Consider the following 22510-nt stretch of genomic DNA (forward strand, 5'->3'; position numbering starts at 1 on the left):
CGGGTGTTTTTTTATTTTTGCAGGGGCGCCTTTTCTTTGCCATAGAGGTCAAACACACAAACACTTCCAAGGACTAGTCATATGGTAGTAATGTGACCGAACACAAAGGGGGTGGGTGCATGTCTTGTCGCGGCTGCGATGATTTCATCCTTGTACTTGTGTTATTTATCCTCCTTGTGATAGTGGGGGCTTCATGTAATCGATGATAATCTTGGGGCTATGAGAGGGTGAGATCACGTGAAGAAGAAAGACGTTAAAAAATTATTAAAAGAAAACCCTGAATTTGAGTCTTGGTTGAAGAAGGATGACAGTCGCATTTCGGCAATCAAAGCAAATCCATCCTCGGCAAGAGAGTTGTATCAGCGTTGGAACACTTCCAAAAAAACGTTTGATTTTCGCACGATCACTGAAAAAACCGCCCGTGCGAGAGACATGCTCGGCAATGTGCAATCGATCATGGAGCTTGTGAACGAATACGCGAAAAAGGAAGGCAGGAGTTAGGGGTCTGCATATGCGGCAGGCCCTCCTTCTTTTTACTTAGGAAATGATTAGTGAATTTTGGTATACTGGGGGGAGGGAGGGAAGGATGAATGTGGAAATCAATGAAGATTGCATCGCTTCTTTTCACGATTACCATGGCGATTGGAACGTGTGCATATGGACAAGCCGCACCAGCCGCCGCTGCGGTTGCGGTCAAACAAACGACTTTACGCGTACAACCTGCGATTACATACCCGGGTGATGTTCTTTTTGTTCGCAGCAATCAGGCTACGGCTGTGACCCTTTTTGGAAATACATACAACATGCGTGCCACCAATGGCGAATATGTGCGCTTCATTCCGATTCCAATCGGGACAAAAGCAGGCGACTATACCTTGCAGTCCGCAGATAAAAAAATGAAAGCGACCCTGACCATTGCTGCGAAATCATTTGCTACGGATTCGATAACCGTCAGCAAGCAGATGGCGAGCATGCAGCAAAATACCGCACGCATCAATGCTGAACAAGTGAAAATCAACAAGGCTCGCTCCGTCTCTGCGGCAACCCCGTATTTTACATCGGCGTTCCAGATGCCTGTTCAAGGTACTTTGACGACCCCATATGGATACCAGCGGATCGTCAATGGCAAGCCCTCCAGTCGTCACTTGGCGATTGATATCGCGAATAAGGAGGGTACGCCTGTCTATGCCAGCAATGCGGGCAAAGTCGTCTTGGCAGAGTCGCTATATCTGACAGGCAACACGGTCATGATCGATCACGGTCTGAGCCTGTTCTCATCCTATGGGCATATGTCCAAGCTGGATGTGAAAGCAGGTCAATTGGTGAAAAAAGGACAACTGATCGGAAGGGTAGGGACCACGGGCTTTTCAACCGGACCACATCTGCATTATGCCATGCTGATCGGCAATACCTTTATCAATCCCAATCCGTTTTTTACTGCTTCCCCGTACCAGTGGAAGTAAGCAAGTCGCATTTTGCAACGGAGGTTTATCAACGTGAATCACACACAAGTCCCGAAAAAAGTCCTCAATCAGCTTGTTCATTTTCTAGCTCCGTATGAACAAGCGGTGGAGGAATTGAAACTAAAATTAAAAGGAATCAAATACGGCTTCCAAAAGAGCGGCCGCTATTCTCCCATCGAATTCGTCGTGGGGCGTGTCAAAAAAGTGGACAGCCTGCTGAAGAAAGCTGCTGAAAAGCAAATCGATTTTCATCAAGATACCTGGCAGGAAGCGATCAACCAAGAGATCACCGACATTGCTGGATTGCGTGTGGTATGCCGCTATATCGATGACGTCATCGAGGTCATGCAGCTCCTTTCCGAGCGGGAGGATATCGTCATACACGATGTAAAGGATTATATCGCTTCGCCGAAGGAATCGGGATATCGCAGTATCCACATGATCGTTTCCTATACGGTATATCTTGGCAGCATGAAGAAGAACTTGTTTTGCGAGATCCAGGTACGTACGCTTGGGATGAATTTTTGGGCAACCAATGAACACGAGCTGCGATACAAATACGCGGGAAATATTCCTGCGAACGTGCTGTCGCAATTGAATGAAGCTTCGCAGATCACCCACCAGCTGGACGTGTTAATGAATAGCCTGCGTCAGGAAATCTTGACGCCATCCGCGTTGGATACAGGTCTGGAAGAAAAGCTCGAGGAGATCTTTTCGCTTTATGTGAAACAAGATTATGAATCTGCTGCTCGGCTCTATCGGGAGCATGTGAGTGGATTTGAAGAAGCCTTCCGGGATAATCCGAAATTCAAAATGATCACCGACTTGTTAGGAAAACGCTTTGGCGGATAATGGAAGTTGCTTGCCACTCTTCATCTTGGTAAAGTGGAGTTTGGCACTTTGATATAAGAGAAAGGATCTTAACGAACATGCGACATCTTTTGCTGTGCACCATGTTATTCACGTATGTCTTGTTCCATTCTTTCGTGAGTGAGGTTAAAGCGGAGGATCTCCCCCAAGTCAATGGGGAGTCAGCGATCTTGATTGACGCAAAAACGGGCACCATTATCTATGAGAAAAATGCAAACACACCCATGTATCCTGCGAGCATTACCAAAATTGCGACAGGAATCTATGCCATTGAAAATGGGAATCCCGATGATGTCGTGACGGTATCCAAGAATGCGCGGTATGTGGAAGGAACGCGGGTCTATCTGGGCGAGGGAGAACAGGTCCCTCTCCGCAAACTGGAATACGGTCTCTTGATGCATTCGGGAAATGATGCGGCTATTGCCATCGCTGAGCATATGGAAGGCAGTGAAGCAAAGTTTGCGGAAAAACTCAACCAATACCTGGCGGAAACAGTCGGTGTAGAAAAGACTCACTTTACCAATCCACACGGCTTGCACGATGAAAACCACTACACCACCGCCTCCGATATGGCGAAAATCGCACGCTATGCGATGAAAAATGAAACATTCCGCACCATCGTCGGCACGCTCCGGCTGCCGTGGGATGGGAAGGAGTGGAAGTCGGAGCTGAACAACCACAACAAGCTGCTGCGTGATTATGAGGGCGCAACGGGGATCAAGAACGGCTTTACCGATCAAGCGATGCATACGCTCGTCGGCTCAGCCAAACGCGGGGATACCGAATTCATTGCCGTGACGATGAAGACGTCCACCAGCGCGCTCGCCTATAAGGATGTTCGGACGCTGCTGGATTACGGCTTCGCACACTATGAGACCAAGATGGTTACCAAGCATGGAACCATCTATAAAGACCAGGGAAGCAAGCAGGAATATGTGGTGGACGAGGACCTTTATGTCACAGCTCCACTAGGCGCATCCATTGAGACAAATGTCACGCAAAGCGGTCAGTTGATCGTAGCCGCTGGAAACAAGCAGTATGAATTTATGCTGACACCCAAGTTCAAGCCCGCACCTCGCATACCGGTGGATGCGGAGGCGAATAAAGCGCCTATCGCCTCAGCAAAGGCACCTTATTACGCGTTATTTGCCGCATGGCTATTATTAAACGCCACATTGGTTCTATACGTAGTGACGCGTCGTACCAGACGCCAGCGTAGGGCATCTGCCAAAAACATATATCGTCGGATGGGACAACCCTAATACCAGCAGGCATTGCGATGCCTGCTTTTCTTTTTGCATGGAATAGACGAATCCAACAAAAACTGTAAAGGAGAAAGCCAGGGAACGGAGGGGTATCAGTGTCGATCGATATCATTTGCACGATCGGACCTGCCAGCAGCAATGCAGATACGATTCAACAATTGATTCGCGAGGGCATGACAATCGCCCGCATAAATCTGTCTCACGCCACACAGAAAGATCATCAACAGACGATACAGCTCGTCCGCGATACGGCCAAAAAACTGGGGAAAAAGGTAGCCATCCTGGCAGATTTGCAAGGGCCCAAAATACGTCTGGGCGAAATCGTAGGGGGAGAAGTGGAGCTTCAGGCTGGAAAGGAATTTATCTTGCACACCACCCCTGGGATCGGCAATGAGCAAGGAGCAAGCGTGGATTATGAAGGGATTGTATCAGACGTAAAACCCGGTTCACGCATTTTGTTGAATGACGGTGCGGTTGAGCTGGTGGTGAAAGGATGCGGAAGAGATTTTGTCGATACCCGCATTGTCACATCAGGAACAATCGGCAGTCACAAAGGAGTCAATTTGCCGGGAACACACGTGCGGTTACCCGCATTGACCGAAAAAGACAAGGATGACTTGCGCTTTCTCATGCTGGAAAAAGTCGATGCGATCGGTTGTTCATTTGTGCGGGAGGCGAGCGACGTCGATCAAATACGTCAATTTGCCGGTGTAAGTCCCGGACATGGTCCGAAGTTTATCGCCAAAATCGAAACGATCGCGGCTTTGAAAAATTTTACGGGAATCCTGCAATCCGCGGATGGGATCATGGTAGCCAGAGGAGATATGGGCGTGGAAGTACCCTATACATGGATCCCGTTCCTGCAAAAGGCGATCGTATACGAATGTAACAGATGGGGGAAATACGTAATAACCGCCACGCAAATGCTTCAATCCATGGTCGAATATCCGATGCCCACGCGTGCTGAGGTCACGGATATTTTTCAAGCGGTATTGGATGGAAGCAAAGCGGTGATGCTGTCAGCGGAAAGCGCATCCGGACAGTTTCCAGTGGAGAGCGTGCAGACGATGAATGCGGTGAGTACCTTTGCCGAGTTAATCAGAGGGGAACAACCATTCAATTTTGAAGATGTGTTAGCGCTGCTAGCAGGAAAAATACCTGTTCTCAGTCGATAAGGAAAGAAAAAAGAGCGTCCAGTGAGAGGTGGGCGCTCTTTATCGTGAGGCTGTAATTTTTGTTTGCTCGAGAAATTTTGCCAGTCGGGATAGCGTATCTTCATATTTTTTCTGTGGGGAAGTGAGTTGGTTATTTGTATAGACTTTCCAGGATTTTGTATTCATTTTGTAACCTCCTAATATTTGGTATCTGTCTATATAATAATACGACATATGTTTGTTGTAAATATGTTTTTTAGTAAATTTAAAAATATTTTTATTTTAAGTGATAATTCAGCGGAGTAAAGTTATTCAGATGGATGTGAAGCGAGGTGGTACAATATGGATATAGATCGAAGCCAAGCTGCGGGAGGAAGTATTCATGAATGTATCCATTCAGTTTTGGGGTACTAGCGATGCTCAGGGTGTACCACGTATGCTGTGTAACTGCCACGTCTGTTCGTCAGAAGAGAAAAGTAATGTGCGTACGCGACCGAGCATGTTAGTCGAATACGGAGACGATCAAATCCTTATCGATCTTTCTCCAGATTTTCGCCAGCAGTTTTTTGCCTTTGCCAATAAACGTGTACCGGATACAGTCCTGTTTACTCATGCTCACCATGATCACATAGGAGGATTAGGGGATTTTGCGGATTTAGCTTCATGGAATCAGAAAAAAGTGAATATGGTTAGCCCTGAAGACATAATAGAGACAATATTGACGCGTTATCCCTATCTAGCCAGACGAAATGGCCTTCATTTTCAAAAGGAGGACACATGGCAAATTGGCAACCTGCGTATTGGCTTTCATCGCGTGAATCACGGGGCAAATGGGTATTCTTACGGAATCAGGTTTGAAACGGATACCCTTCGATTTGCGTACGTCTCAGATGCCATCAATCTAACGGATGCCGAGTGGTTGCCATTTTTTGAGCTGGACTGTTTGATTCTGGGCACTTCTTATTGGCGCGAAGACGCACCTATGTCGCGGCGTTCCGTGTACAGCGTCGAAGAAGTTCTTCCGATTTTGGAGAAATTGAAGCCATCAGTCGTATATTTGACCCATCTTTCACACGATATCGATCACGAGCAAAAGGAGAGCTTATTGCCAAAACATGTTCGCTTTGCCTATGACGGGCTGCTAATAGCTCTGCAAAGCATAGAAAGTTTGTAGATATTTTGAAATCGCATCCAGTTTTCAACATATTGATAGTTTTTCGTATACAATTGCAAGTATGTATATGGATTACAGACAAGGAGGATGTTCATGGCGGGAAGCAACAATAAAGCGTTAACCGTTTTTCGATCCATCGGCATGCTGGAAGGTTTATCTTTCTTAGTACTCTTAGGCATTGCGATGCCGCTTAAATACTTTGCGGACATGCCAAAAGCTGTAACGATCGTTGGCGCATTGCACGGTTTGTTCTTTGTCATGTATGTGTTGGCCATCGTTTACGCAACGATCGCGCTTCGTTGGAGATTTTTACGAGTTGCCGGAGCTTTTATTGCAGCGTTTTTACCGTTTGGGCCATTTGTATTTGATGCACAACTGCGCAAAGCCGGGAATCATTGAACGAAGAAATGAAGATATAAAAATAAAGGAAGGAAAAACGTCTTGTTTGCGGATTATAGCGAGCGATTGTTTTTCCTTTTTATTTGCCTGGGGTTTATTGTGAGTGGGTGGTCTTCTTTGTGGTTTTACTGATAAATTTAATGAGTCCGATAATATATATTATGTAAACTAATTTAACAAAAAAAGACTCATAGATCGACCCAGCAATCCAACGACTTCCGATTTGTTAGTTACATAACGTTTATAGAATACATGGGGAATTACAATTGACTGGTCATTTTATGTAGCGCTTCAATTACCTTTCATAAGATTTTACAATATCATAATCTGAAAAAGTTTTATTTAAATTGAAACAAGAATGATAATAGATCTGCTAGCAATAAGAATGTTTTACTATATATTAAATCTAATAAAAGGTTTTTACATCAAACCAAGAGATAATCTGCCAAGAGGCTCCCTTTTTATCGTGTACATGCTTTTGAAATTTTCAGTTCATGAAATGTCGATTTTATGAACTCGTTTTTTACAACATTACGTAATTGGTATTTTCAGTTTGATTTCATTCCCCTAATATTTTTTATCATTTTGAATTAGAAATTTTGAACCTCATTTGGCCCCTTTTTATCTTTCCTCCTCTTAATTAGAATTGATTAAAACAAGATTTCCGGATTGCTCCTCCACCCTACAATGGATTTTCGAAGTTGGTCGAGCTACATATTTTCCATTTATTAACAAAAAGACCTGATATTGACGCTGATCGGGTCATAATAGCCTTTCGTCTGTTATTACTTTTATCATGTTCATATTATCCCAGGAATCAGCTAGCCAAGCGCTATGTCTTGCTGGGAATCGACTGATCGGACGATGGCATCAGCTACTTCAATTCCGTGTATGGCATCCGAAAATGAGATTCGGCCCGCTTTGCGACTATACAGGAGACATCGTGTCACGTAATCAAGCTATCCTCGGCTAGTACCCGATTGATTTCTCCAGTTGAAGAGACAACCGAGTACCCTTTAGCTCTATCTCACCACCAGGTATATCTACCTTTTGATTCGTTCTTTTCTTTATTAGTTCACTTAACGCGGTATCCACTTTAGCCGTTTGAGAAAAAGATTGTGCGAGCTGTCGCAGAGATTGTATCGAAGCTGGCGTTTTGATATCTGTTTGTACAAACAATATGATCCTTTGATCTACATGTTCAAGGTGTCCTCTTACACCATCTTCGCTTTGAAACATCAACCGACCCTCTTGGTAGTCAAAATCATAATCTGCAGATTCAATGGTCTGCTGAAAATCCAAAGGGGTCGCTTGTAAAAAGATTGGAACCTCTTCATTTCCCCCAAAAAGTAACGTTCCAACTAAAAGTGCCTTTCCACTTCCAATGGATGTATACACCCATTTTCGTAAAGCGCGTTTTACTTTTCCCAATATGCTGAATGAAACTATAATAATGAGTACAGATGCCACAATAAGGCATATTGTAACGGGTTCCCATTTTAACGAGAATAAGTCTGCCATCTCTTCCGCCTCTTTCATCTATGCTTCCACTGTATCGGATGTGCAGGTAAGTCGAATAACTCCGGAAATCAAGTAAAATCTGCTCTTGCAAATCGAGCTTGTTTATGCGGGTGGCTTTGACCCCCACAAGCTTATCGAAGCATTCGCGATCCCGGATCGCGTGTAAACTAGGCTGCTCAAGACGATCTTTCATCGAGATGCGTTGCGTAATACATTAGACCTCGTTTGAAATACTGAAGTTTCTCATCATTTGTGGTCTCCAGTAAATTTGTCAAAACGATTTCCATCGCTTCCTTGTAACGCTCCGTGTTGTACAGAGCCATCGCGTGCAAGACCTGGATTGCTCGGTTATGCGGAAACTCTTTTACCCCTCGCCGCAGTATCTCCTCCGCTTGCTCGTAGTTCCCCAAATAGCGGTAAGTGCTTCCAAGACCGAGCAAGCATCTCTCTAAGTTCGGTCCCGAAAGCCCTAGTTCAAGGGCACGTATATAATACGGCACGGCCTCAGCTCCTAAACCGGAATTATCATGAGCCACTCCGGTCTGAAAGAGAATCTCAGCGTCATCGGGGGATGCGGCCGCCAACTCTAAAAGAAGCGTTCTGGCTTCCTTTAGTATCGCTTGGTCTTGCATGGCCCGCCCTTTTTCCCGCAGGCGTATAGCTTCTTCTAAACGATCTCTCGTCATCATTTTCCCTCCCGTTTTACTTCAACCGATTATGCTTCCCCGATGTTCACATAATCATTGTTAAGTATCTTTTTAAACCGGAATGTGTAACCATGTTTGCCATCAATTGTTTCATCGGTGAAACTTATCCCTTGATTATACCCACTAGTCCAATCTCATGACGAAAATGATAGAGTATTGAAATAGACCTGAAAGTTAAAAATTGGTATAATCAAAGTGTGCAGTTGATCGGCTATATGGACGGTTGGCAATCATCTCCGAAAGGAGGTGATGCCAGTGATCGAAGTAAAAGATGTATTCACAATCCTTATTGGATTTGGAACATTCTTACTTGCTTTGCTCACCTACTTAAAGCAAAAGTAGACCGTCCTGTCGAAGGGTAGCGGTCTACTTTTGATCGCATCAACTTCACGAGCCAACCGTCTTTAAAGCGGCAGACTGTGCAGAGAGTCGAGGATGTCCTACCATCTTCGGCTCTTTCTTATTCTATTCTTAGATTACCACAATATGTATTTCACATTCAAGATGACCGTTTACGCGTCGTCTATTTGGCCACCGGTTTCCACTTCTAAACCCGTTTCTTCTTTCACTTCATGAATAGCGGCTTTTTGAAGTGTTTCTCCTTGTAGATCCAACAGGACCTCCCATTCATGTGTATCGAACATGATCCTCCCCCCGATTAGTCAGATTTTTTTCATTTATACGCCTCCATCATACAAGTACATAAAATCCCAATGTCTCATGTTAAGCGTGAGATATTGGGATTTCATTTTTTCTATTTCGCTATTGAATTTGTATGGTCAAAAACAACTTTTCCATCAACTATGCTTACCAGTACCTTTGTATCCGGGATATCATTTACGGGTATGTCAAAAAGGTTTCGTTCCAAGACGACAATATCAGCGAGTTTCCCTACTTCCAATGTTCCCAATTCATGCTCTCTGAATGAACCGTAGGCAGAACCGGCAGTATATGCTCGTAGTGCATCGGCCAACGCAATGCGCTCATGAGGATGCCAGACGGTCTTGCCGCTGCTGTCGATTCTCGTGACCGCCCGATAGATTTGCAGAAGCGGGTTCAGGACATCAATGGGGAAGTCCGTTCCGAAAGCCAGCTTTGCTCCTGCCTTTTGAAGAGTATGGATGGAAAACACGTGTTTTTCTCGTTGTGCACCGATCCGGTCGGTGTACACACCTCTTTCGGACATCGCCAAGTGATCGGGCTGCATCGAAGCCGTAACCCCAAGTTCTTGGAAGCGATGGATATCATCCGGGTGAATGACTTCCACATGCTCGACGGAATGGCGTGAATCGCGCTTACCGTTCACCTTTTGTGCTTCCTCATAGGTATCTAGTGCGAGTCGAATCGCTCCATCCCCGATCGCATGAAAGCGAATGCTGAAGCCTTCATGATCCGCCTCGATGGCCCATTTTTTGATCGTCTCTGGAGGATATGTTGTATCGCCACGAGTTATTTGCATTTTTACCTTCACGGTTACATCAAAAGGACGAATGAAATGGAGGATGTTTTTATGACAACGTTATATAGTGATAAGGTCACCATTGGATTGATTCAATTGGCATGCGGGGAGGTTGTCGCGGCGAATGTAAATCGTACCATTGAGAAGATCCAAGAAGTTGCCAGCAAGGGTGCGCAAATTATCTGTTTGCAGGAATTATTCGATTCCCTATACTTTCCTCAGACGGTTTCGGTAAAAAACTATGAGCTTTCTGCATCGGTAAAAATTGCCAGACACCGCAAACCATGAGCGAACTTGCGAAACGATTAGAGGTTGTCCTGATAGTCCCCTTTTACGAAAAAGCGGGACGAGGGATATATTTTAACAGTGCTGCCGTTTTTGACGCAGACGGAAAACACTTAGGTACAACCCGCAAAAATCATATTGCCGACGGCCCACAATATCATGAAAAGTATTATTTTGTCCCTGGCAATACCGGTTACCCCGTTTATGAAACCCGCTTTGGCAAAATCGGAATCGGAATATGTTGGGATGAGTGGTTCCCGGAAGTAGCCAGAATTTTAGCATTGCAAGGGGCCGAAATTCTATTTTATCCGTCAGCGATTGGTTCTGAGCCCGACCATCCCAACCTTTCTACCCGCCGGATCTGGGAGAAGGCCATTTCGACGCATGGAATTTCAAATGGTGTGTTCATTGCAGCGGTAAACCGTGTCGGTCAGGAAAATCACATGACCTTTTACGGCGGAAGCTTTGTCAGTAATCCGATGGGGGAAATTTTGCAGTCACTCGATGAGGAGGAAGGGATCTTGCTTCAGGAAATTAACAAAAGAGAGATCGATGACGCCCGTAATCTCCTGCAATTTCTACGGGATCGCCGCCCTGACACCTATGGTTTGATTCTTCGGCAGGAAGCTGTTCATATCGTAAAGTAATTGCTGTTATTGTTGTAGCCTGATAATAAAGTGGATTAAATGGTCGCAAAAAATGTAGTAAACCCGGTCTGAGAAACAGGCCGGGTCAGAAATAAAGTTTTTTAAAACAGTTGAAATGACGTCTCCGTTAGCTGAAAAAGCTGGTCTGGAGCTTTAGACTGAAGATATACCAAGTTCCTCTATCAATCTTTTAAATGTGGAAAAGGCTGGTTTAGGCGAATAATCATCCCGCATAATACCGAATTGATGAAACAAATCCGGTTTCGAGCTATCCGCATCACGCAATCCGAACAGCTCATAATGCGTGATTAAGAATTGCTTGCGTAATCGGTAAACCGTACGTATTACTGTTTCAAGAACAGCCGACTGTTGATCATACGTTCTTTCCATATGAATAAACGGGTTCTGACCTGTAGGCCAACCGTTTTCGGTCACCCGGATCGGAACATGGTCGGGGATCCCAGCGACAGTTAGATTCTTCCTCAAGTTTCGGATTATCCGTTCCACGGAAGCAGAAATTTCGTTTAATGCTAGCGGCTCCTCGAATACGTCCACATAAAAGTTATGGCCAACAAAATCGAGGGAGTTAATAAATGTCTTATCCCTATGATCAGCGAGTCCTTCCCAGAAACCTGGAACCGACGCTGGACTTTCAGGCACAGACCCGAACCCAATTTTCACTTGTAAGCCACATGAAAGTGCCTCCTGTTTGGCTGCTATCACACCTTCAATCAAAGCTTGACGTGTGTAAGGCTTAGAGCCTTCCATAAACGATAAATTCGGTTCATTTGTAATTTGGAGGGATGTCAGATATGGGCCGTAGTCTCTGACGATTTTGCGAATAAACGCAACCCATTCGTCAAGTACAATGTCTGCCGTCTGAATCCATCCAATAACCAAATCACCTAACAATCCAGAATGAAGAAGTCGATCGGCAAAAGAGAGCAGCCCGGACTCAGCATCAGGCTTTGAAAAAACAAGATAGTTCCGTGGAGATAACGTACTCGAATTTCCTCGCAGTTGACGAAGGGCATCCTCGATCTTTTCGTAGTCATCTTTAGGACCGACTGCAATTCCTGTCGGCGTACCCGCTACGCTAAGTGGGTAAATCCCGAAAGTTAAGCCATCCGAAGTCATTTTGTTCCCATCCCTTTTCATTACGAAGAGTTGTTTTATAGAACCGTATCGCTTAAGTGAAATATTTCCACTATATATTAAACGACTTTATTATAAATTCAACTACTTTAATATCAGACAACAATTGTACTTGATCACGGGTTATGTACTTACATTGTTTCGTAGTGCTAAGTGGCACTTCATGTGGAGGAAAGGTCAAAAAGAGAATAAGGTTCCACTGTTAAGTGAAGTGTCTCCACCGAAAAAGACCTCCTACGTATGCGAATGCAACTTTGGGGGTCTTTTTGTATTGGATATCAAGCAGTCCAACCCAAATGGATGTTGATTAGTCCGTCCAATTTGCGAACGTTCCTGATATCATTCCAATTTCGTTAGGCATTGTACACTTTTGCCAGTCGAATACGCTATAAACCTTCCACCTCAATCAATTTGTTAACAAGACGCACTGATTGCTCCAAACGTTGCTGATAGTCACCCGAAATGGTAATGTATTTGACCCCGAATTCGTTCAAAAGACCTTTGAGCAGCGCATTGTTCTTTTCACGCACTTGCTGGTCACCGAATGAGCGCGTACCGTCGTTCACCCATTTCACATCGGGTTCAAGGAATAGCCATAGGTCATACTGCTGTGTACGTGCTACTTCATCCAGTACAGAGTGCCGCTTATTGAGGTAAAGAATGGAGTAATACTGTGTGACGATTGCCTCAGTATCGATAAAGACGACCTTATTTGCTTTTGATCCTTGCACTTTTTCATGATATTTATGCTCAAAAGCAATCTCCGGGTAATCTTCGGGCAACGTAATATCCTCACAGTTTCCAAGCCTCTCGTAAAAAGTACGTCCCCATTCTTCCACATAAGTCGTATTGTAGAGGTTGGCAAGGTTACGAACCAAGGTAGATTTCCCGCAGCTCTCCGTACCTACTACAACCACTTTTTTCACGAAGTAGGGTTTTACGATTTCAGGCAGCATATTCCAGTGCTTCATGACTCCTTCGGTACGCAGCATCGTTCCTGAGATCGGATAGGCGATTCGATTCGCATCAATCACAATATGCTGCGCATTCGGATAAAGATTACGGAAAATGTCTGTGTAGGCGTGCTCGGAGCTGAACACGGTATCTATCGGTTTTCCAATTGCGGCGATAATCCCCTCTGCTCCCCGTTCCCAATCAGAAAGTTGTCCTGTTTGTTGTTCGTAAACCGCATGGACATGTACATGTGGCAAATCCTTTGTGAGCTGTGACCACCATCGCAGTCGGACACGATAAGGGATATGTGGTATTTTTCCACTTGCGCACAGTTTCCTCTCGTGTTCTTCATCATACGAGACGATCACATGCAACTCCTCCACCATGGTGGATGCACGTATCATCGCATAAACGTGCCCCATATGTGGACAAGGAAGGAATTTTCCGCCGTACATGCCTACTTTGCCTACTGTCATGAATAGAAAGCCTCCTGATTTTTGCTCAGTTTGGTCCAGTTATAATAGCCGTATATCGAGTTGACGAGAAAGGCTGACCACATGACCACCATATTAATATCATTGCCCCCCTGTGTAACCAATGTTACGACCCACAGTGAAATGGAAAGCACGTTTACGGCGATCCAAAGTGCCCACTGTTCCGCATATCGTTTCAGCATAAGTATCTGTGCGATGACCGATAACACAACGGCTGCTGAGTCCAGCCGTACTGCCTGACCGCCGATCACATGCAGCAGTTCTGCATACAGGATACTCGCTACGATCGCGATGAGAATGAGGTAAATCCAGCCCTTTTTCGTAAGGCGCTTAACGGCTACATCTTCCCCTTTCACACTGTGCTTTGTTCGGTGTTTGGACCACATGTATATCCCGACGAACTGAGCAGGCAAGTAAAAGAGCGCATTGAGCATCGCCTCACCGTATAAGGAGTACCCGTATGAAATATAGGCATACGTCGCCGTCTGTACAATGCCAAAGTAATAGTTCGAAATCTTCCCCTTTGCCACCAGCACTACACACATCATCCCTGTTAGGGAAGAGATCAGTCCCAATAGGGAATCTTCAAATGCAAAGAACAGATAAATGTTTACCGCTGTAAATAACACAAGCCAAACTTTTTCAAATATTGTCCAGTCTCGAAACAGTTGATTCGCATTTCCCATATTTTTTCCCCCTCTTTTTTCAATCAAATGCGAGAACAAAAAAACGAAAGCCACGAAAATGGGTGTTAAAACAAAGTGAACAGGATTCGCCAGGTCAAAAATTGAATATGGAATATTTACAATTTCATTGTACTGGAAAATGTTACAACAAAGAAGCGACTTAATACAATCCGTAGAACATATCCAAATTGAAAAAGACACAAACTGGTTACGTTCGTACGAAACAGAACGAAAACATGTTTGTGTCACCGCATCAATGTCTCTCATGAAACCGGCAGCTACTCCTGCAAGCCCTGCATTACCACAGACTTACAGGTCAACCCATCACTATTCGAGAACGTCATCGGCCATATCAAACCATTTAACGGAACCGATCCTATTTCCCGGCTTTCTTTCTTCGGCTGGTAATATCCAGCCATACGGCAAATACGAGGATGGTTCCTTTCGCGACATATTGCCAGAACGATTCAAGCCCCATCAAGGACATCCCGTTATCCAGAGAAGTCATGACCAAGGCACCGATGATGGCGCCCACGATGGTCCCTGATCCACCTATCAGGGAGGTCCCCCCGATGACGCATGCGGCAATGGCATCCAGCTCATACATCTGCCCCGCCGTAATCGTCGCCGACGACAGTCGGGATGTCAGCACCAAGGCGGCAATGGAGGCGAGCAGACCGCTTAGCACAAAAACCATCATGGTCTTCCAGCGAATGTTGATCCCGGAAAGACGAGCGGCATCCACATTCCCGCCAATCGCATAAACATGGCGTCCAAATCTCGTCTTCTTCGCCAAAAAAGTAAACAAAATCGCTAATAGGATGACAAAGATAATGGGGAAAGGTATTCCTTTATAGCTGTTCATTACTAACACGAAAACGATAATCAGGAGACTGAAAAACACAAGCTTGCCAATGTCGAGCGAAAATGAAGGGATTTCAAACCCATATTTCTGGCGGGATTTTCGATTTGTCCACATCGAATAAATCAGAAAAGCAATCGCTATGGCGGCCATAATCAGGCCAAAGCCTTTTGCGAAATAGGCATTTCCGAGCAACGCAAAGGACGGATCCGAAATAGAGATCGTTGTGGATTTTGTGATCCCCATCAACGCTCCCCGAAACGCCATCATCCCGCCCAAGGTTACAATAAACGCTGGAATTGCCTGATACGCGACCAACCAACCCTGCAGCATTCCCAACAGCAGTCCGACGATTAATGTACCCAGGATCACGGCCGAGGTAGGCATGCCCATCCAATTGCTCATGATGGCAGCTACACCACCTGTCAACCCGACGAGGGAACCTACCGATAAGTCGATATGGCCTGAGACAATGACCAAGACCATGCCGATGGCAAGAATCGCTGTCACTGACATTTGGGTGAACAGGTTGGATAAATTTCTGGCCGTCAAAAACGTGTCGTTCAGCATACCAAACAGAAGCCAAATCAAAATGACGGCGGCCACCATCGTATAGGCACGCACGTCCATTTTCCCCAGAAGATGCTTAAGCGCGTTTCCCTTGGAGATGGTGTTTTCATTCGTCTCTATCTTCGCCTGCATCTCTATATCCCCCCTGTAGCTGCGAGCATAATGTTTTCCTGTGTGGCTTCACGCCACTCGATTTCCTTGACGAACGTCCCATCTCTCATCACCAGGATGCGGTCACTCATTCCCAGCACTTCCGGGAGTTCGGAGGAAATCATGATGATCGCAACCCCTCGCTCCACCAGCTTGTTCATCAAATGATAGATCTCGTACTTGGCTCCGACATCAATCCCCCTGGTCGGTTCATCCAGGATGAGAATTTTCGGGTCAGCCATCAGCCATTTTCCTAAGACGACCTTCTGCTGATTCCCGCCGGAAAGTGTTCCCACCGTCGTTTCCAAGGAAGGCGTTTTCGTCCGTAAATCATCGACATATTTCTGCCCCCATTTGATTTCTTCATTTGTATGGATGGTGCCCCATTTGGTGACCTTCTCCAGAGCCGCCATCGTGGTATTCGTCTTAATATCCATCCCTAATACCAATCCAAGCCGCTTGCGGTCTTCTGTGACGAGTGCCAAACCGGCTTGGATTGCCTCTTGGACGGAACGGATCTGGACCGGTTTTCCGTCAATCAGGACCTCCCCTTCCGCCTTGCCCTCATAAGCCCCAAAAAGGCTCATGGCCAGTTCGGTTCGTCCTGCCCCCATCAGACCTGCAATCCCCAGGATTTCGCCTTTTCTCAGCGTAAGGTTGATATCCTTGATCACCCGCTTGCCGGGAATGTCTTTATGCGATACGGAATAATTCCTGACCTCCAGCACCGTTTCCAGCGGGGTATGCTTCACACGCGGGTAGCGTTCTGTCAGTTCTCGACCTACCATCAGCGAGACAACCTTATCGTCATCCGCTTCCTTGCTGTCCAATGTCGCGATGGTGCGGCCATCGCGGAGGATGGTAATACTGTCTGCAAGCCGAAACACTTCGGGCATCTTATGGGAAATGTAGATGCATGAAACGCCATTATTTCTCAATTGATGGAGGAGGCCCATGAGGATTTCTACCTCACTTTCCGTGAGGGCTGCTGTCGGTTCATCCAAGATAAGAATTTTTGTGTTCTTGGATAATGCTTTGGCGATCTCAACCAGCTGCTGCTGGCCGATTCCAAGGGTACCAATCTTCGTCTCGGGACTGACCTTCAACCCTACCTTTTTCAGCCACCCGGCCGCTTGATGGTAGAGTTCATCCCATTGGATCACTCCCCGTTTGATAGGTTCGGCGCCAAGGAAAATGTTCTCACCCACCGTCATCTCTTTGACCAAAGCCAGTTCTTGGTGAATGATGGCAATGCCGGCCTTCTCGGCATCCATAATTTGATGAAATTCCTTTTTCTCACCATCGATCTGGATTTCACCCTGATAGGTACCTGCTGGATACAGGCCGCTGAGCACTTTCATTAACGTCGATTTCCCGGCGCCATTTTCTCCGCACAACGCATGGATTTCGCCCTTTTTTACTTTGAAACTCACGCGATCCAGAGCTTTTACTCCAGGAAATTCCTTTGTAATCTCGATCATTTCCAGCGCGTACATACCCTCAACTCCCCTCTAAATGATGGAATATAGGACAGCCCTGGACCGTCCTATACTCATCATGGTCAGCCTTATTTCTTTGGCCATTGATCCTGCGGAACATTTTTATAGACGTCTTCAAGCTTATGGAATCCATCCTTGATCACCGTATCCGCAAGATTATCTTTCGTGACAGCGATTGGATCCAGCAAAATGGAAGGCACATCGATCTTGCCATTATTGACTTTCTTGTCTGCCTGAACGGTTTCTCCTCTTGCCAAAGCAACCGCCATCTCAGCTGCTTTTGATGCGATGGCCGTAATCGGTTTGTAGACCGTCATGGTTTGTGTACCTTCTGCAATGCGCTGTACTGCAGCAAGGTCTGCATCCTGACCGGAAACGGGAATCTTCCCTGCCAACCCTTGGGCAGTGAGGGCCTGGATCGCACCGCCAGCAGTCCCATCGTTTGCTGCTACGACCGCTTGAACATCATTGTTGTTGGCAGTCAGGGCGTTTTCCATATTCTTCAAAGCCTCTTCCGGCTTCCAGTCTTTGGAGAACTGATCATAGACGATCTTGATGTCGCCCTTGTCCACCAGAGGCTTTAGTACGTTCATTGCGCCTTCTTTAAACATATGGGCATTGTTATCTGTGTCGGCTCCGCCGATATACACGTAATTTCCTTTTGGCGCTTTTTCTACGATCGCCTGTGCCTGCATTTCTCCAACCCGGACGTTGTCAAAGGAGAGATAGTAATCGACATCGGAGTTCTTGATGAGACGGTCATAGGAGATCACTTTGATCCCTTCTTTATGTGCCTTTTCCACGATAGGTGCAGTCGCTTCCGCATTATGCGGAATCACAACCAACACATCCACGCCCTGGGAGATTAATTGTTCCGCTTGGCTCAGCTGCGTAGCATCGTTTCCATCGGCTGCGAGGGCTTTCACTTCTCCGCCGAGCTCGGCTACCTTGGCGATGAAAATATCGCGGTCTTTTTGCCAGCGTTCTTCCTTGAGCGTGTCCATGGACATGCCAATCACGATTTTGTCATCTTTCTTTTCGGGACTTTGCCCTTCCTGTTGTTGCCCAGATCCTTGTGCCGCCGGCTGGTCACCGGTAGAGACGACTCCGCAGCCGGTAATAGAGACCGTTAATGCCATCACTGCAGCACCGAGACCAAGCTTTTTACCCCATTTGATCATGCTGGTTCCCCCTTTTTTTTTGAAATGATTGCGCTTACATAATCATCCTAGCATCCAGTATTGCGTTTCCCTATCAAAACGACCTTCACTTGTTTGCGCAAGATCCGCATTGGTTTAACCTCGCTCTGGGGAAAAGTGTTCATGATTTCCAAAATCTAGCACTGATTTGTTTCCGCAACAAAAAAGTCCTTGTCTTTGACAAGGACTATAGCCGTTTTTGGCGGTATTCCGTTGGCGTCAAACCTGTGACCTTCTTGAAAACGCGGCTAAAGTAATTCGGATCCTTATACCCTACCTCAAAGCAAATTTCCTTCAGGCTCAGCTCGAGATTCGCGATGAGCCTTTTGGCTCGTTCGATGCGCAAGCGGGTCAAATAATCGATAAACGTCTCTCCGCTATGCAGCTTGAACATTTTGCTGAAATAAAAAGGGCTTAAATTCACATGTTCGGCCGCCTGCTCCATCGTGATGTCTTCCTGGAAATGCTCGTGAATGAAGGAAAGCACCCGTTCAATGACTTTGGTCTGTCCCCGCCCTTGGACTTGATGGAGAATGCCCACATTCATGGCTTCCACGGCTTGCTCCACATGGCTCAATGGATCGGCATGCATAGCGTAACCGCTATTTTTCAATGCCTCCCGATAGGATCGTCGCAGCCCGTCGATCCCCTCCTGCAGCGATCCGATACCGGTCTGAACCTTCAGCCCGTATTTTTGTGCTATCCATGTCTGAAGGTTTTTCGACCATTGCAAAGCTTTTTCATGGCATGTTTCCTGTGAAAGATCTGCTGGAAAAGGAAGAAAGATGGAGCAATGCCCCTGAAGCACGGGGCTTATGGCGCAAGCAAGCTGTGGCTTCAGGAAATGCTTCAAATCTTCCAGGAATGTCCGTGGCTCCCAGCCTGGAAGCGTCCCTCCTTTTTGCTGCTGCGGAAAGCTTAGTACAATGGCGCAGCCTCTTTCCCATTTATAGTCCAGCAGACCTGCCAGATGCTGCATGTCAATATCCTGTGCGTAACCGAGCATGATCATAACGGTCAACTCGCTTTCAGCCAAAGGAAGCAATTGTGAAAGTTTCTCTCGCAGCTCGAGTTCTGAACTCCGTTTGTTCTTTTCCCGCCCGAGCTCATGCAGCATTTTATGTAAAATATCCTTGATTTCCTGCTTTTTCGCCGGCTTCAGGATGTACTCCTTGACTCCCAGGGCCACTGCTTCCTTGGCGTAGGCAAAATGATCATAGGCGGTTACCAGGATGATACGGGTATGAGGATCGCGGCTTACAATCTCGCGGATCGCATCGAGCCCTTGGATTCCCGGCATCTTAATGTCCATGAAGATGATATCGGGCCGGATTTCTTCTGCCAGCTGAATGGCTTTTCTCCCGTTTGCTGCATGAAAAATCCGGAACGTATCCGGCAGCATGTGATTAACCATCATTTCCAAGCCCTCTCGCTCGAGCGCTTCATCATCTGCAATCAATAACCGGTACAAAACAAGACCTCCTTTTCGTGAGCGGATTCAATGCGCCATGCCCCCTTCCCATTAAGCCGTATTGGTTTTTTGAGGGAGTCTGAAGATGACCGTCGTGCCTTGATTTCTTTCGCTCTTGATATCGATCTGCTCTTCCCCGTCAAAAAACAGATGAAGCCGTTTAAAGACATTGAGGGTTCCCAATCCTGTTGAATGTCCTTTGCTTGGACGAGAAAGCTGATCTGTGTCCGAATCCAACAGTTTCTGGCGCATTTCTTCCGTCATTCCTGTCCCATTATCGGAAATTTCGACCTTGACAAAAGGCTCTTCGTATTCAATTTTCAGCCTCAATACAGCTCCTTCTTCAATCTCATCAATCCCATGGACAAACGCGTTTTCGAGAATCGGCTGCAGGGTAAGACAAGGAATCGATTGATTGAGGGCCCTTTCATCAATTTCGGTAATCATCTCCACACGATCCCGAAAGCGGGCTTTTTGGATGGCAAAATACTCCTGGGCATGCTCCACCTCATCCCGCAATGTAACGGGCTGATCCAGCTTCTGCAGGTTGTAGCGAAGCAGTTTGGATACCGAAATCGTCAACTCGCTGGTTTGCTCAGCCCCTTCAATATAGGCAAGCTTCGCAATCCCATTGAGTGTGTTAAACAGAAAATGCGGATTGATCTGGCTTTGCAGCGATTTCAGTTCAAATTCCTTGACTAGCCGATCCTTCTCCAAGCTTTCCATATTTTGCAGCATGAGCTGCTGAAGATTGTCCAGCATCTGGTTAAAACTCCGGCAAAGAATGCCGATCTCATCCCCGCTTTGGATTTCCGGTGCTTTCGTCTGCAAATCTCCTTTGGAAATGCGCTTTGCGACCGTTACGAGCCGGCGGATTGGGTTTGTGATGCTGCGCGAGATCCAGATCGCGAAGACAATGCTGAGCAGCGTCGTCGTAAAGAAGAGCCAGACGCCCAAGAGATTCATGCGTGCCGTCGTTTTCATGATCTCTTGATAAATGGGCTGGTAATAGCTCAATTCCATGTCTACCAGCGTCTGCCCGTGCTCGCGAATGAAGCGTGCTGACTTTTCCGCTTCGTAGTAGCTGAGGGCATTGCTGTGAAAGCCCTTTTGATTGACGCTGGCGATCGTTTGCTGGACTTGCCCTAGAAACGTATCGATCATGTTGTTCAGATTCTTGATTTGCAGATGATTGGTTTCATTTGTTTCCTGATTCATCAGCTCCTGCTTTAGCGTGCGCAAAGCTTCCATATGGCCGATAAATTCCGGGTAGCTGTCCATGTCCAGGCGGATCAGATAACGGTTCAGGTATCGGAGATTTTCTTCCGTTTCATACGAGATCTGCTTATAGAGGAGGATGCGGTCCATCATGAGGTTGTAGCTTTCCTGCACCCGTTTGCTGCTGTCAAAAATAAAAAAGGAAACCAGGTTCATCAGGATGACGAGTAACGGAATGAATATGAATAATTTGGTTCGGATGTTCACGTGAATTCACTCCAATGTCACATTGCTCTTGTCCATGACCGCGATTTGCGTGTAGTGTTCCTTCGGCAAAGACTTATGGTGAAGATAATCATTCAGCAAGCGAACGGAGTCATAGCCCATCAAATACGGCTTTTGTGACACAGTGGCCACGATCTCTCCTTTTTGAATGGCTTCCAGCATTTCCGGTAAGTTATCAAAGCCGAAGATCTTGACCTCATTTCGCCCCAGGCTTTTCTTTGCCTGCAGGATGCCAATCCCGTCCAGCGCACTTGTACCGACCATGATGTTCATATCCGGGTGCTTTTGCAGCATGTCTACCGCTTGCTGAATCGCTTCAATGCGGGAGATGTTCGATGACTTCACGGACAGAATGGTCATATCCGGATAATGATCCACGATCGATTGGAAGCCTTGCAGCCGTAGAATCTGATTTTCCGCGGTATCGCTCCCGATGATGACCCCGATTTTCCCTTTGCCCCCTGTCGCTTTCACCACCGCGTATCCCAATTGTTTGCCCGCTTCAAAATTATCGGTTCCCACATACGTTAAGCGCTTGCTATTAGGAGCATCCGTATCGATCGTTAATACGGGGATTCCTTTTTCGATAGCTCGGTTGATGACTGGACTGAACTTCGAATCATTCAGCCCCTGCACGATAATCCCATCGACTTTTGCCGCGATGGCTTTTTCCAGCATTTTGATCTGCTCCTCCATGCTGAAGCGCACAGGTCCGTTAAACTCGATTTCCATGCCATACTGTCGGGCCGCTTCCAGCGCTCCCTTCTCTACCATTTGCCAATAGGGGTGGCTTTGCTCCTGCTCAATCAGCACGAGATGATAGGGTTGTTTGGAGGATGGGGCCTTTCCTCGCAATTCTGTAGCGACGTCCAGAATCTTTTGAGCGTCGATGGCAAAGCAGATAAATAAATAGAAAAAGACGCCGAATAATAGAATGACGGCCAACAGCCAATTTTTATCTTGCATACGATCCCCACCTTGATCCTATACTACAGCGAAAATGAAAGCGTAAACAATATCAAA

At 46.3% G+C, this 22510-nt stretch carries 24 protein-coding genes; 11 read left to right on the forward strand and 13 right to left on the reverse strand.

The features are described 5' to 3' along the window. Nucleotides 1-119: 119 nt before the first annotated feature. From EIZ37_RS07655 to EIZ37_RS07690, 8 genes are all read left to right on the forward strand, one after another. Nucleotides 120-206 (forward strand): YjcZ family sporulation protein, encoded by an 87-nt coding sequence (locus EIZ37_RS07655; RefSeq protein ID WP_134684116.1) that lies wholly within the window; start codon nt 120-122, stop codon nt 204-206. Between the two features lie 31 nt (nt 207-237). Beyond that, the gene (locus EIZ37_RS07660) at nt 238-501 is read left to right on the forward strand and encodes a hypothetical protein (protein WP_134683990.1); all 264 of its coding nucleotides are present in this window, start codon (nt 238-240) and stop codon (nt 499-501) included. 89 nt (nt 502-590) lie between these two features. Beyond that, nucleotides 591-1463 (forward strand): M23 family metallopeptidase, encoded by an 873-nt coding sequence (locus tag EIZ37_RS07665; RefSeq protein ID WP_134683991.1) that lies wholly within the window; start codon nt 591-593, stop codon nt 1461-1463. A gap of 33 nt (nt 1464-1496) precedes the next feature. After that, nucleotides 1497-2315, forward strand: coding sequence for a GTP pyrophosphokinase (locus EIZ37_RS07670; protein ID WP_134683992.1), 819 nt, complete (start codon nt 1497-1499; stop codon nt 2313-2315). A 101-nt stretch (nt 2316-2416) separates the two neighbouring features. Then, on the forward strand, nt 2417-3595 hold the full coding sequence (locus EIZ37_RS07675) for a D-alanyl-D-alanine carboxypeptidase family protein (RefSeq protein WP_407921125.1): 1179 nt from the start codon (nt 2417-2419) through the stop codon (nt 3593-3595). Nucleotides 3596-3693: 98 nt separating this feature from the next. Further along, nucleotides 3694-4773 (forward strand): pyruvate kinase, encoded by a 1080-nt coding sequence (gene pyk, locus EIZ37_RS07680; RefSeq protein ID WP_134683994.1) that lies wholly within the window; start codon nt 3694-3696, stop codon nt 4771-4773. A 361-nt stretch (nt 4774-5134) separates the two neighbouring features. Next, a complete protein-coding gene (locus EIZ37_RS07685; protein ID WP_134683995.1) occupies nt 5135-5926 on the forward strand; it encodes an MBL fold metallo-hydrolase in 792 nt (263 codons plus the stop codon). A 93-nt stretch (nt 5927-6019) separates the two neighbouring features. Further along, nucleotides 6020-6325 carry a DUF3817 domain-containing protein gene (locus EIZ37_RS07690; protein ID WP_134683996.1) on the forward strand — a complete coding sequence of 102 codons (306 nt, stop codon included), beginning with the start codon at nt 6020-6022 and terminating at the stop codon, nt 6323-6325. Nucleotides 6326-7294: 969 nt separating this feature from the next. Here the strand turns inward: EIZ37_RS07690 and EIZ37_RS07695 are convergent. Both EIZ37_RS07695 and EIZ37_RS07700 read right to left on the reverse strand, forming a co-directional pair. Then, entirely contained in the window at nt 7295-7864 is a 570-nt protein-coding gene (locus tag EIZ37_RS07695; protein ID WP_134683997.1) for a hypothetical protein, read from the reverse strand. 158 nt (nt 7865-8022) lie between these two features. Further along, nucleotides 8023-8532, reverse strand: a complete 510-nt coding sequence (locus tag EIZ37_RS07700; RefSeq protein WP_134683998.1) for a tetratricopeptide repeat protein — start codon at nt 8530-8532, stop codon at nt 8023-8025. A 270-nt stretch (nt 8533-8802) separates the two neighbouring features. Here EIZ37_RS07700 and EIZ37_RS26340 point away from each other — a divergent pair, with 270 nt between their 5' ends. Further along, nucleotides 8803-8895, forward strand: a complete 93-nt coding sequence (locus tag EIZ37_RS26340; protein ID WP_235827913.1) for a putative holin-like toxin — start codon at nt 8803-8805, stop codon at nt 8893-8895. A gap of 170 nt (nt 8896-9065) precedes the next feature. On the opposite strand, the gene EIZ37_RS26530 is transcribed toward EIZ37_RS26340, so the two are convergent. Continuing rightward, complete coding sequence (locus EIZ37_RS26530; RefSeq protein ID WP_268898740.1) at nt 9066-9197, reverse strand: NUDIX domain-containing protein; 132 nt, start codon at nt 9195-9197, stop codon at nt 9066-9068. 110 nt (nt 9198-9307) lie between these two features. After that, nucleotides 9308-10012, reverse strand: coding sequence for an amidohydrolase (locus tag EIZ37_RS07705; protein ID WP_235827914.1), 705 nt, complete (start codon nt 10010-10012; stop codon nt 9308-9310). Nucleotides 10013-10063: 51 nt separating this feature from the next. Between EIZ37_RS07705 and EIZ37_RS26345 the strand changes: the two genes are divergently transcribed. Together EIZ37_RS26345 and EIZ37_RS07710 are read left to right on the forward strand one after the other, a co-directional pair. After that, entirely contained in the window at nt 10064-10300 is a 237-nt protein-coding gene (locus EIZ37_RS26345; RefSeq protein ID WP_235827915.1) for a nitrilase-related carbon-nitrogen hydrolase, read from the forward strand. Further along, nucleotides 10297-10944: a nitrilase-related carbon-nitrogen hydrolase gene (locus EIZ37_RS07710; protein WP_235827916.1), complete on the forward strand. Its 648-nt coding sequence runs from the start codon at nt 10297-10299 to the stop codon at nt 10942-10944. Before EIZ37_RS26345 ends, EIZ37_RS07710 begins: the two co-directional genes overlap by 4 nt. A gap of 153 nt (nt 10945-11097) precedes the next feature. Here EIZ37_RS07710 and EIZ37_RS07715 read toward each other — a convergent pair whose 3' ends face one another. The 9 genes from EIZ37_RS07715 to EIZ37_RS07755 all read right to left on the reverse strand — a co-directional run bounded on the left by EIZ37_RS07715 (nt 11098) and on the right by EIZ37_RS07755 (nt 22453). Next, nucleotides 11098-12081, reverse strand: coding sequence for a hypothetical protein (locus EIZ37_RS07715; protein WP_134683999.1), 984 nt, complete (start codon nt 12079-12081; stop codon nt 11098-11100). A 404-nt stretch (nt 12082-12485) separates the two neighbouring features. Next, a complete protein-coding gene (gene nadR / locus EIZ37_RS07720) occupies nt 12486-13529 on the reverse strand; it encodes a multifunctional transcriptional regulator/nicotinamide-nucleotide adenylyltransferase/ribosylnicotinamide kinase NadR (RefSeq protein WP_134684000.1) in 1044 nt (347 codons plus the stop codon). After that, nucleotides 13526-14233 (reverse strand): nicotinamide riboside transporter PnuC, encoded by a 708-nt coding sequence (gene pnuC, locus EIZ37_RS07725; protein WP_134684001.1) that lies wholly within the window; start codon nt 14231-14233, stop codon nt 13526-13528. The genes nadR and pnuC overlap by 4 nt, the downstream gene beginning before the upstream one ends. Nucleotides 14234-14609: 376 nt before the next feature. After that, nucleotides 14610-15803: a sugar ABC transporter permease gene (locus EIZ37_RS07730; protein WP_407921126.1), complete on the reverse strand. Its 1194-nt coding sequence runs from the start codon at nt 15801-15803 to the stop codon at nt 14610-14612. Next, nucleotides 15800-17311: a xylose ABC transporter ATP-binding protein gene (locus EIZ37_RS07735; protein ID WP_134684003.1), complete on the reverse strand. Its 1512-nt coding sequence runs from the start codon at nt 17309-17311 to the stop codon at nt 15800-15802. The genes EIZ37_RS07730 and EIZ37_RS07735 overlap by 4 nt, the downstream gene beginning before the upstream one ends. Before the next feature lie 71 nt (nt 17312-17382). Continuing rightward, nucleotides 17383-18495, reverse strand: a complete 1113-nt coding sequence (gene xylF / locus EIZ37_RS07740; RefSeq protein ID WP_167568719.1) for a D-xylose ABC transporter substrate-binding protein — start codon at nt 18493-18495, stop codon at nt 17383-17385. A 205-nt stretch (nt 18496-18700) separates the two neighbouring features. Further along, nucleotides 18701-19984: a response regulator gene (locus tag EIZ37_RS07745; RefSeq protein ID WP_134684004.1), complete on the reverse strand. Its 1284-nt coding sequence runs from the start codon at nt 19982-19984 to the stop codon at nt 18701-18703. Between the two features lie 51 nt (nt 19985-20035). Next, complete coding sequence (locus tag EIZ37_RS07750) at nt 20036-21469, reverse strand: sensor histidine kinase (protein WP_134684005.1); 1434 nt, start codon at nt 21467-21469, stop codon at nt 20036-20038. A gap of 6 nt (nt 21470-21475) precedes the next feature. Beyond that, nucleotides 21476-22453, reverse strand: a complete 978-nt coding sequence (locus EIZ37_RS07755) for a sugar-binding protein (RefSeq protein WP_134684006.1) — start codon at nt 22451-22453, stop codon at nt 21476-21478. Between the last annotated feature and the right edge of the window lie 57 nt (nt 22454-22510).

The sequence above is a fragment of the Brevibacillus migulae genome, from assembly GCF_004521915.1.
Classification (GTDB): domain Bacteria; phylum Bacillota; class Bacilli; order Brevibacillales; family Brevibacillaceae; genus Brevibacillus_F; species Brevibacillus_F migulae.

Coding starts and splice junctions, on each gene's coding strand:
- EIZ37_RS07715 (WP_134683999.1), bottom strand. CDS start 12,081: ATGACTTCGGATGGCTTAACTTTCGGGATTTACCCACTTAGCGTAGCG.
- EIZ37_RS07665 (WP_134683991.1), top strand. CDS start 591: ATGTGGAAATCAATGAAGATTGCATCGCTTCTTTTCACGATTACCATG.
- EIZ37_RS07735 (WP_134684003.1), bottom strand. CDS start 17,311: ATGTACGCGCTGGAAATGATCGAGATTACAAAGGAATTTCCTGGAGTA.
- xylF (WP_167568719.1), bottom strand. CDS start 18,495: ATGATCAAATGGGGTAAAAAGCTTGGTCTCGGTGCTGCAGTGATGGCA.
- pnuC (WP_134684001.1), bottom strand. CDS start 14,233: ATGGGAAATGCGAATCAACTGTTTCGAGACTGGACAATATTTGAAAAA.
- EIZ37_RS26345 (WP_235827915.1), top strand. CDS start 10,064: ATGACAACGTTATATAGTGATAAGGTCACCATTGGATTGATTCAATTG.
- EIZ37_RS07755 (WP_134684006.1), bottom strand. CDS start 22,453: ATGCAAGATAAAAATTGGCTGTTGGCCGTCATTCTATTATTCGGCGTC.
- EIZ37_RS07710 (WP_235827916.1), top strand. CDS start 10,297: ATGAGCGAACTTGCGAAACGATTAGAGGTTGTCCTGATAGTCCCCTTT.
- EIZ37_RS26530 (WP_268898740.1), bottom strand. CDS start 9,197: ATGTTCGATACACATGAATGGGAGGTCCTGTTGGATCTACAAGGAGAA.
- EIZ37_RS07675 (WP_407921125.1), top strand. CDS start 2,417: ATGTTATTCACGTATGTCTTGTTCCATTCTTTCGTGAGTGAGGTTAAA.
- EIZ37_RS07705 (WP_235827914.1), bottom strand. CDS start 10,012: ATGCAAATAACTCGTGGCGATACAACATATCCTCCAGAGACGATCAAA.
- EIZ37_RS07655 (WP_134684116.1), top strand. CDS start 120: ATGTCTTGTCGCGGCTGCGATGATTTCATCCTTGTACTTGTGTTATTT.
- EIZ37_RS26340 (WP_235827913.1), top strand. CDS start 8,803: ATGCCAGTGATCGAAGTAAAAGATGTATTCACAATCCTTATTGGATTT.
- EIZ37_RS07685 (WP_134683995.1), top strand. CDS start 5,135: ATGAATGTATCCATTCAGTTTTGGGGTACTAGCGATGCTCAGGGTGTA.
- nadR (WP_134684000.1), bottom strand. CDS start 13,529: ATGACAGTAGGCAAAGTAGGCATGTACGGCGGAAAATTCCTTCCTTGT.
- EIZ37_RS07690 (WP_134683996.1), top strand. CDS start 6,020: ATGGCGGGAAGCAACAATAAAGCGTTAACCGTTTTTCGATCCATCGGC.
- EIZ37_RS07695 (WP_134683997.1), bottom strand. CDS start 7,864: ATGAAAGAGGCGGAAGAGATGGCAGACTTATTCTCGTTAAAATGGGAA.
- EIZ37_RS07700 (WP_134683998.1), bottom strand. CDS start 8,532: ATGACGAGAGATCGTTTAGAAGAAGCTATACGCCTGCGGGAAAAAGGG.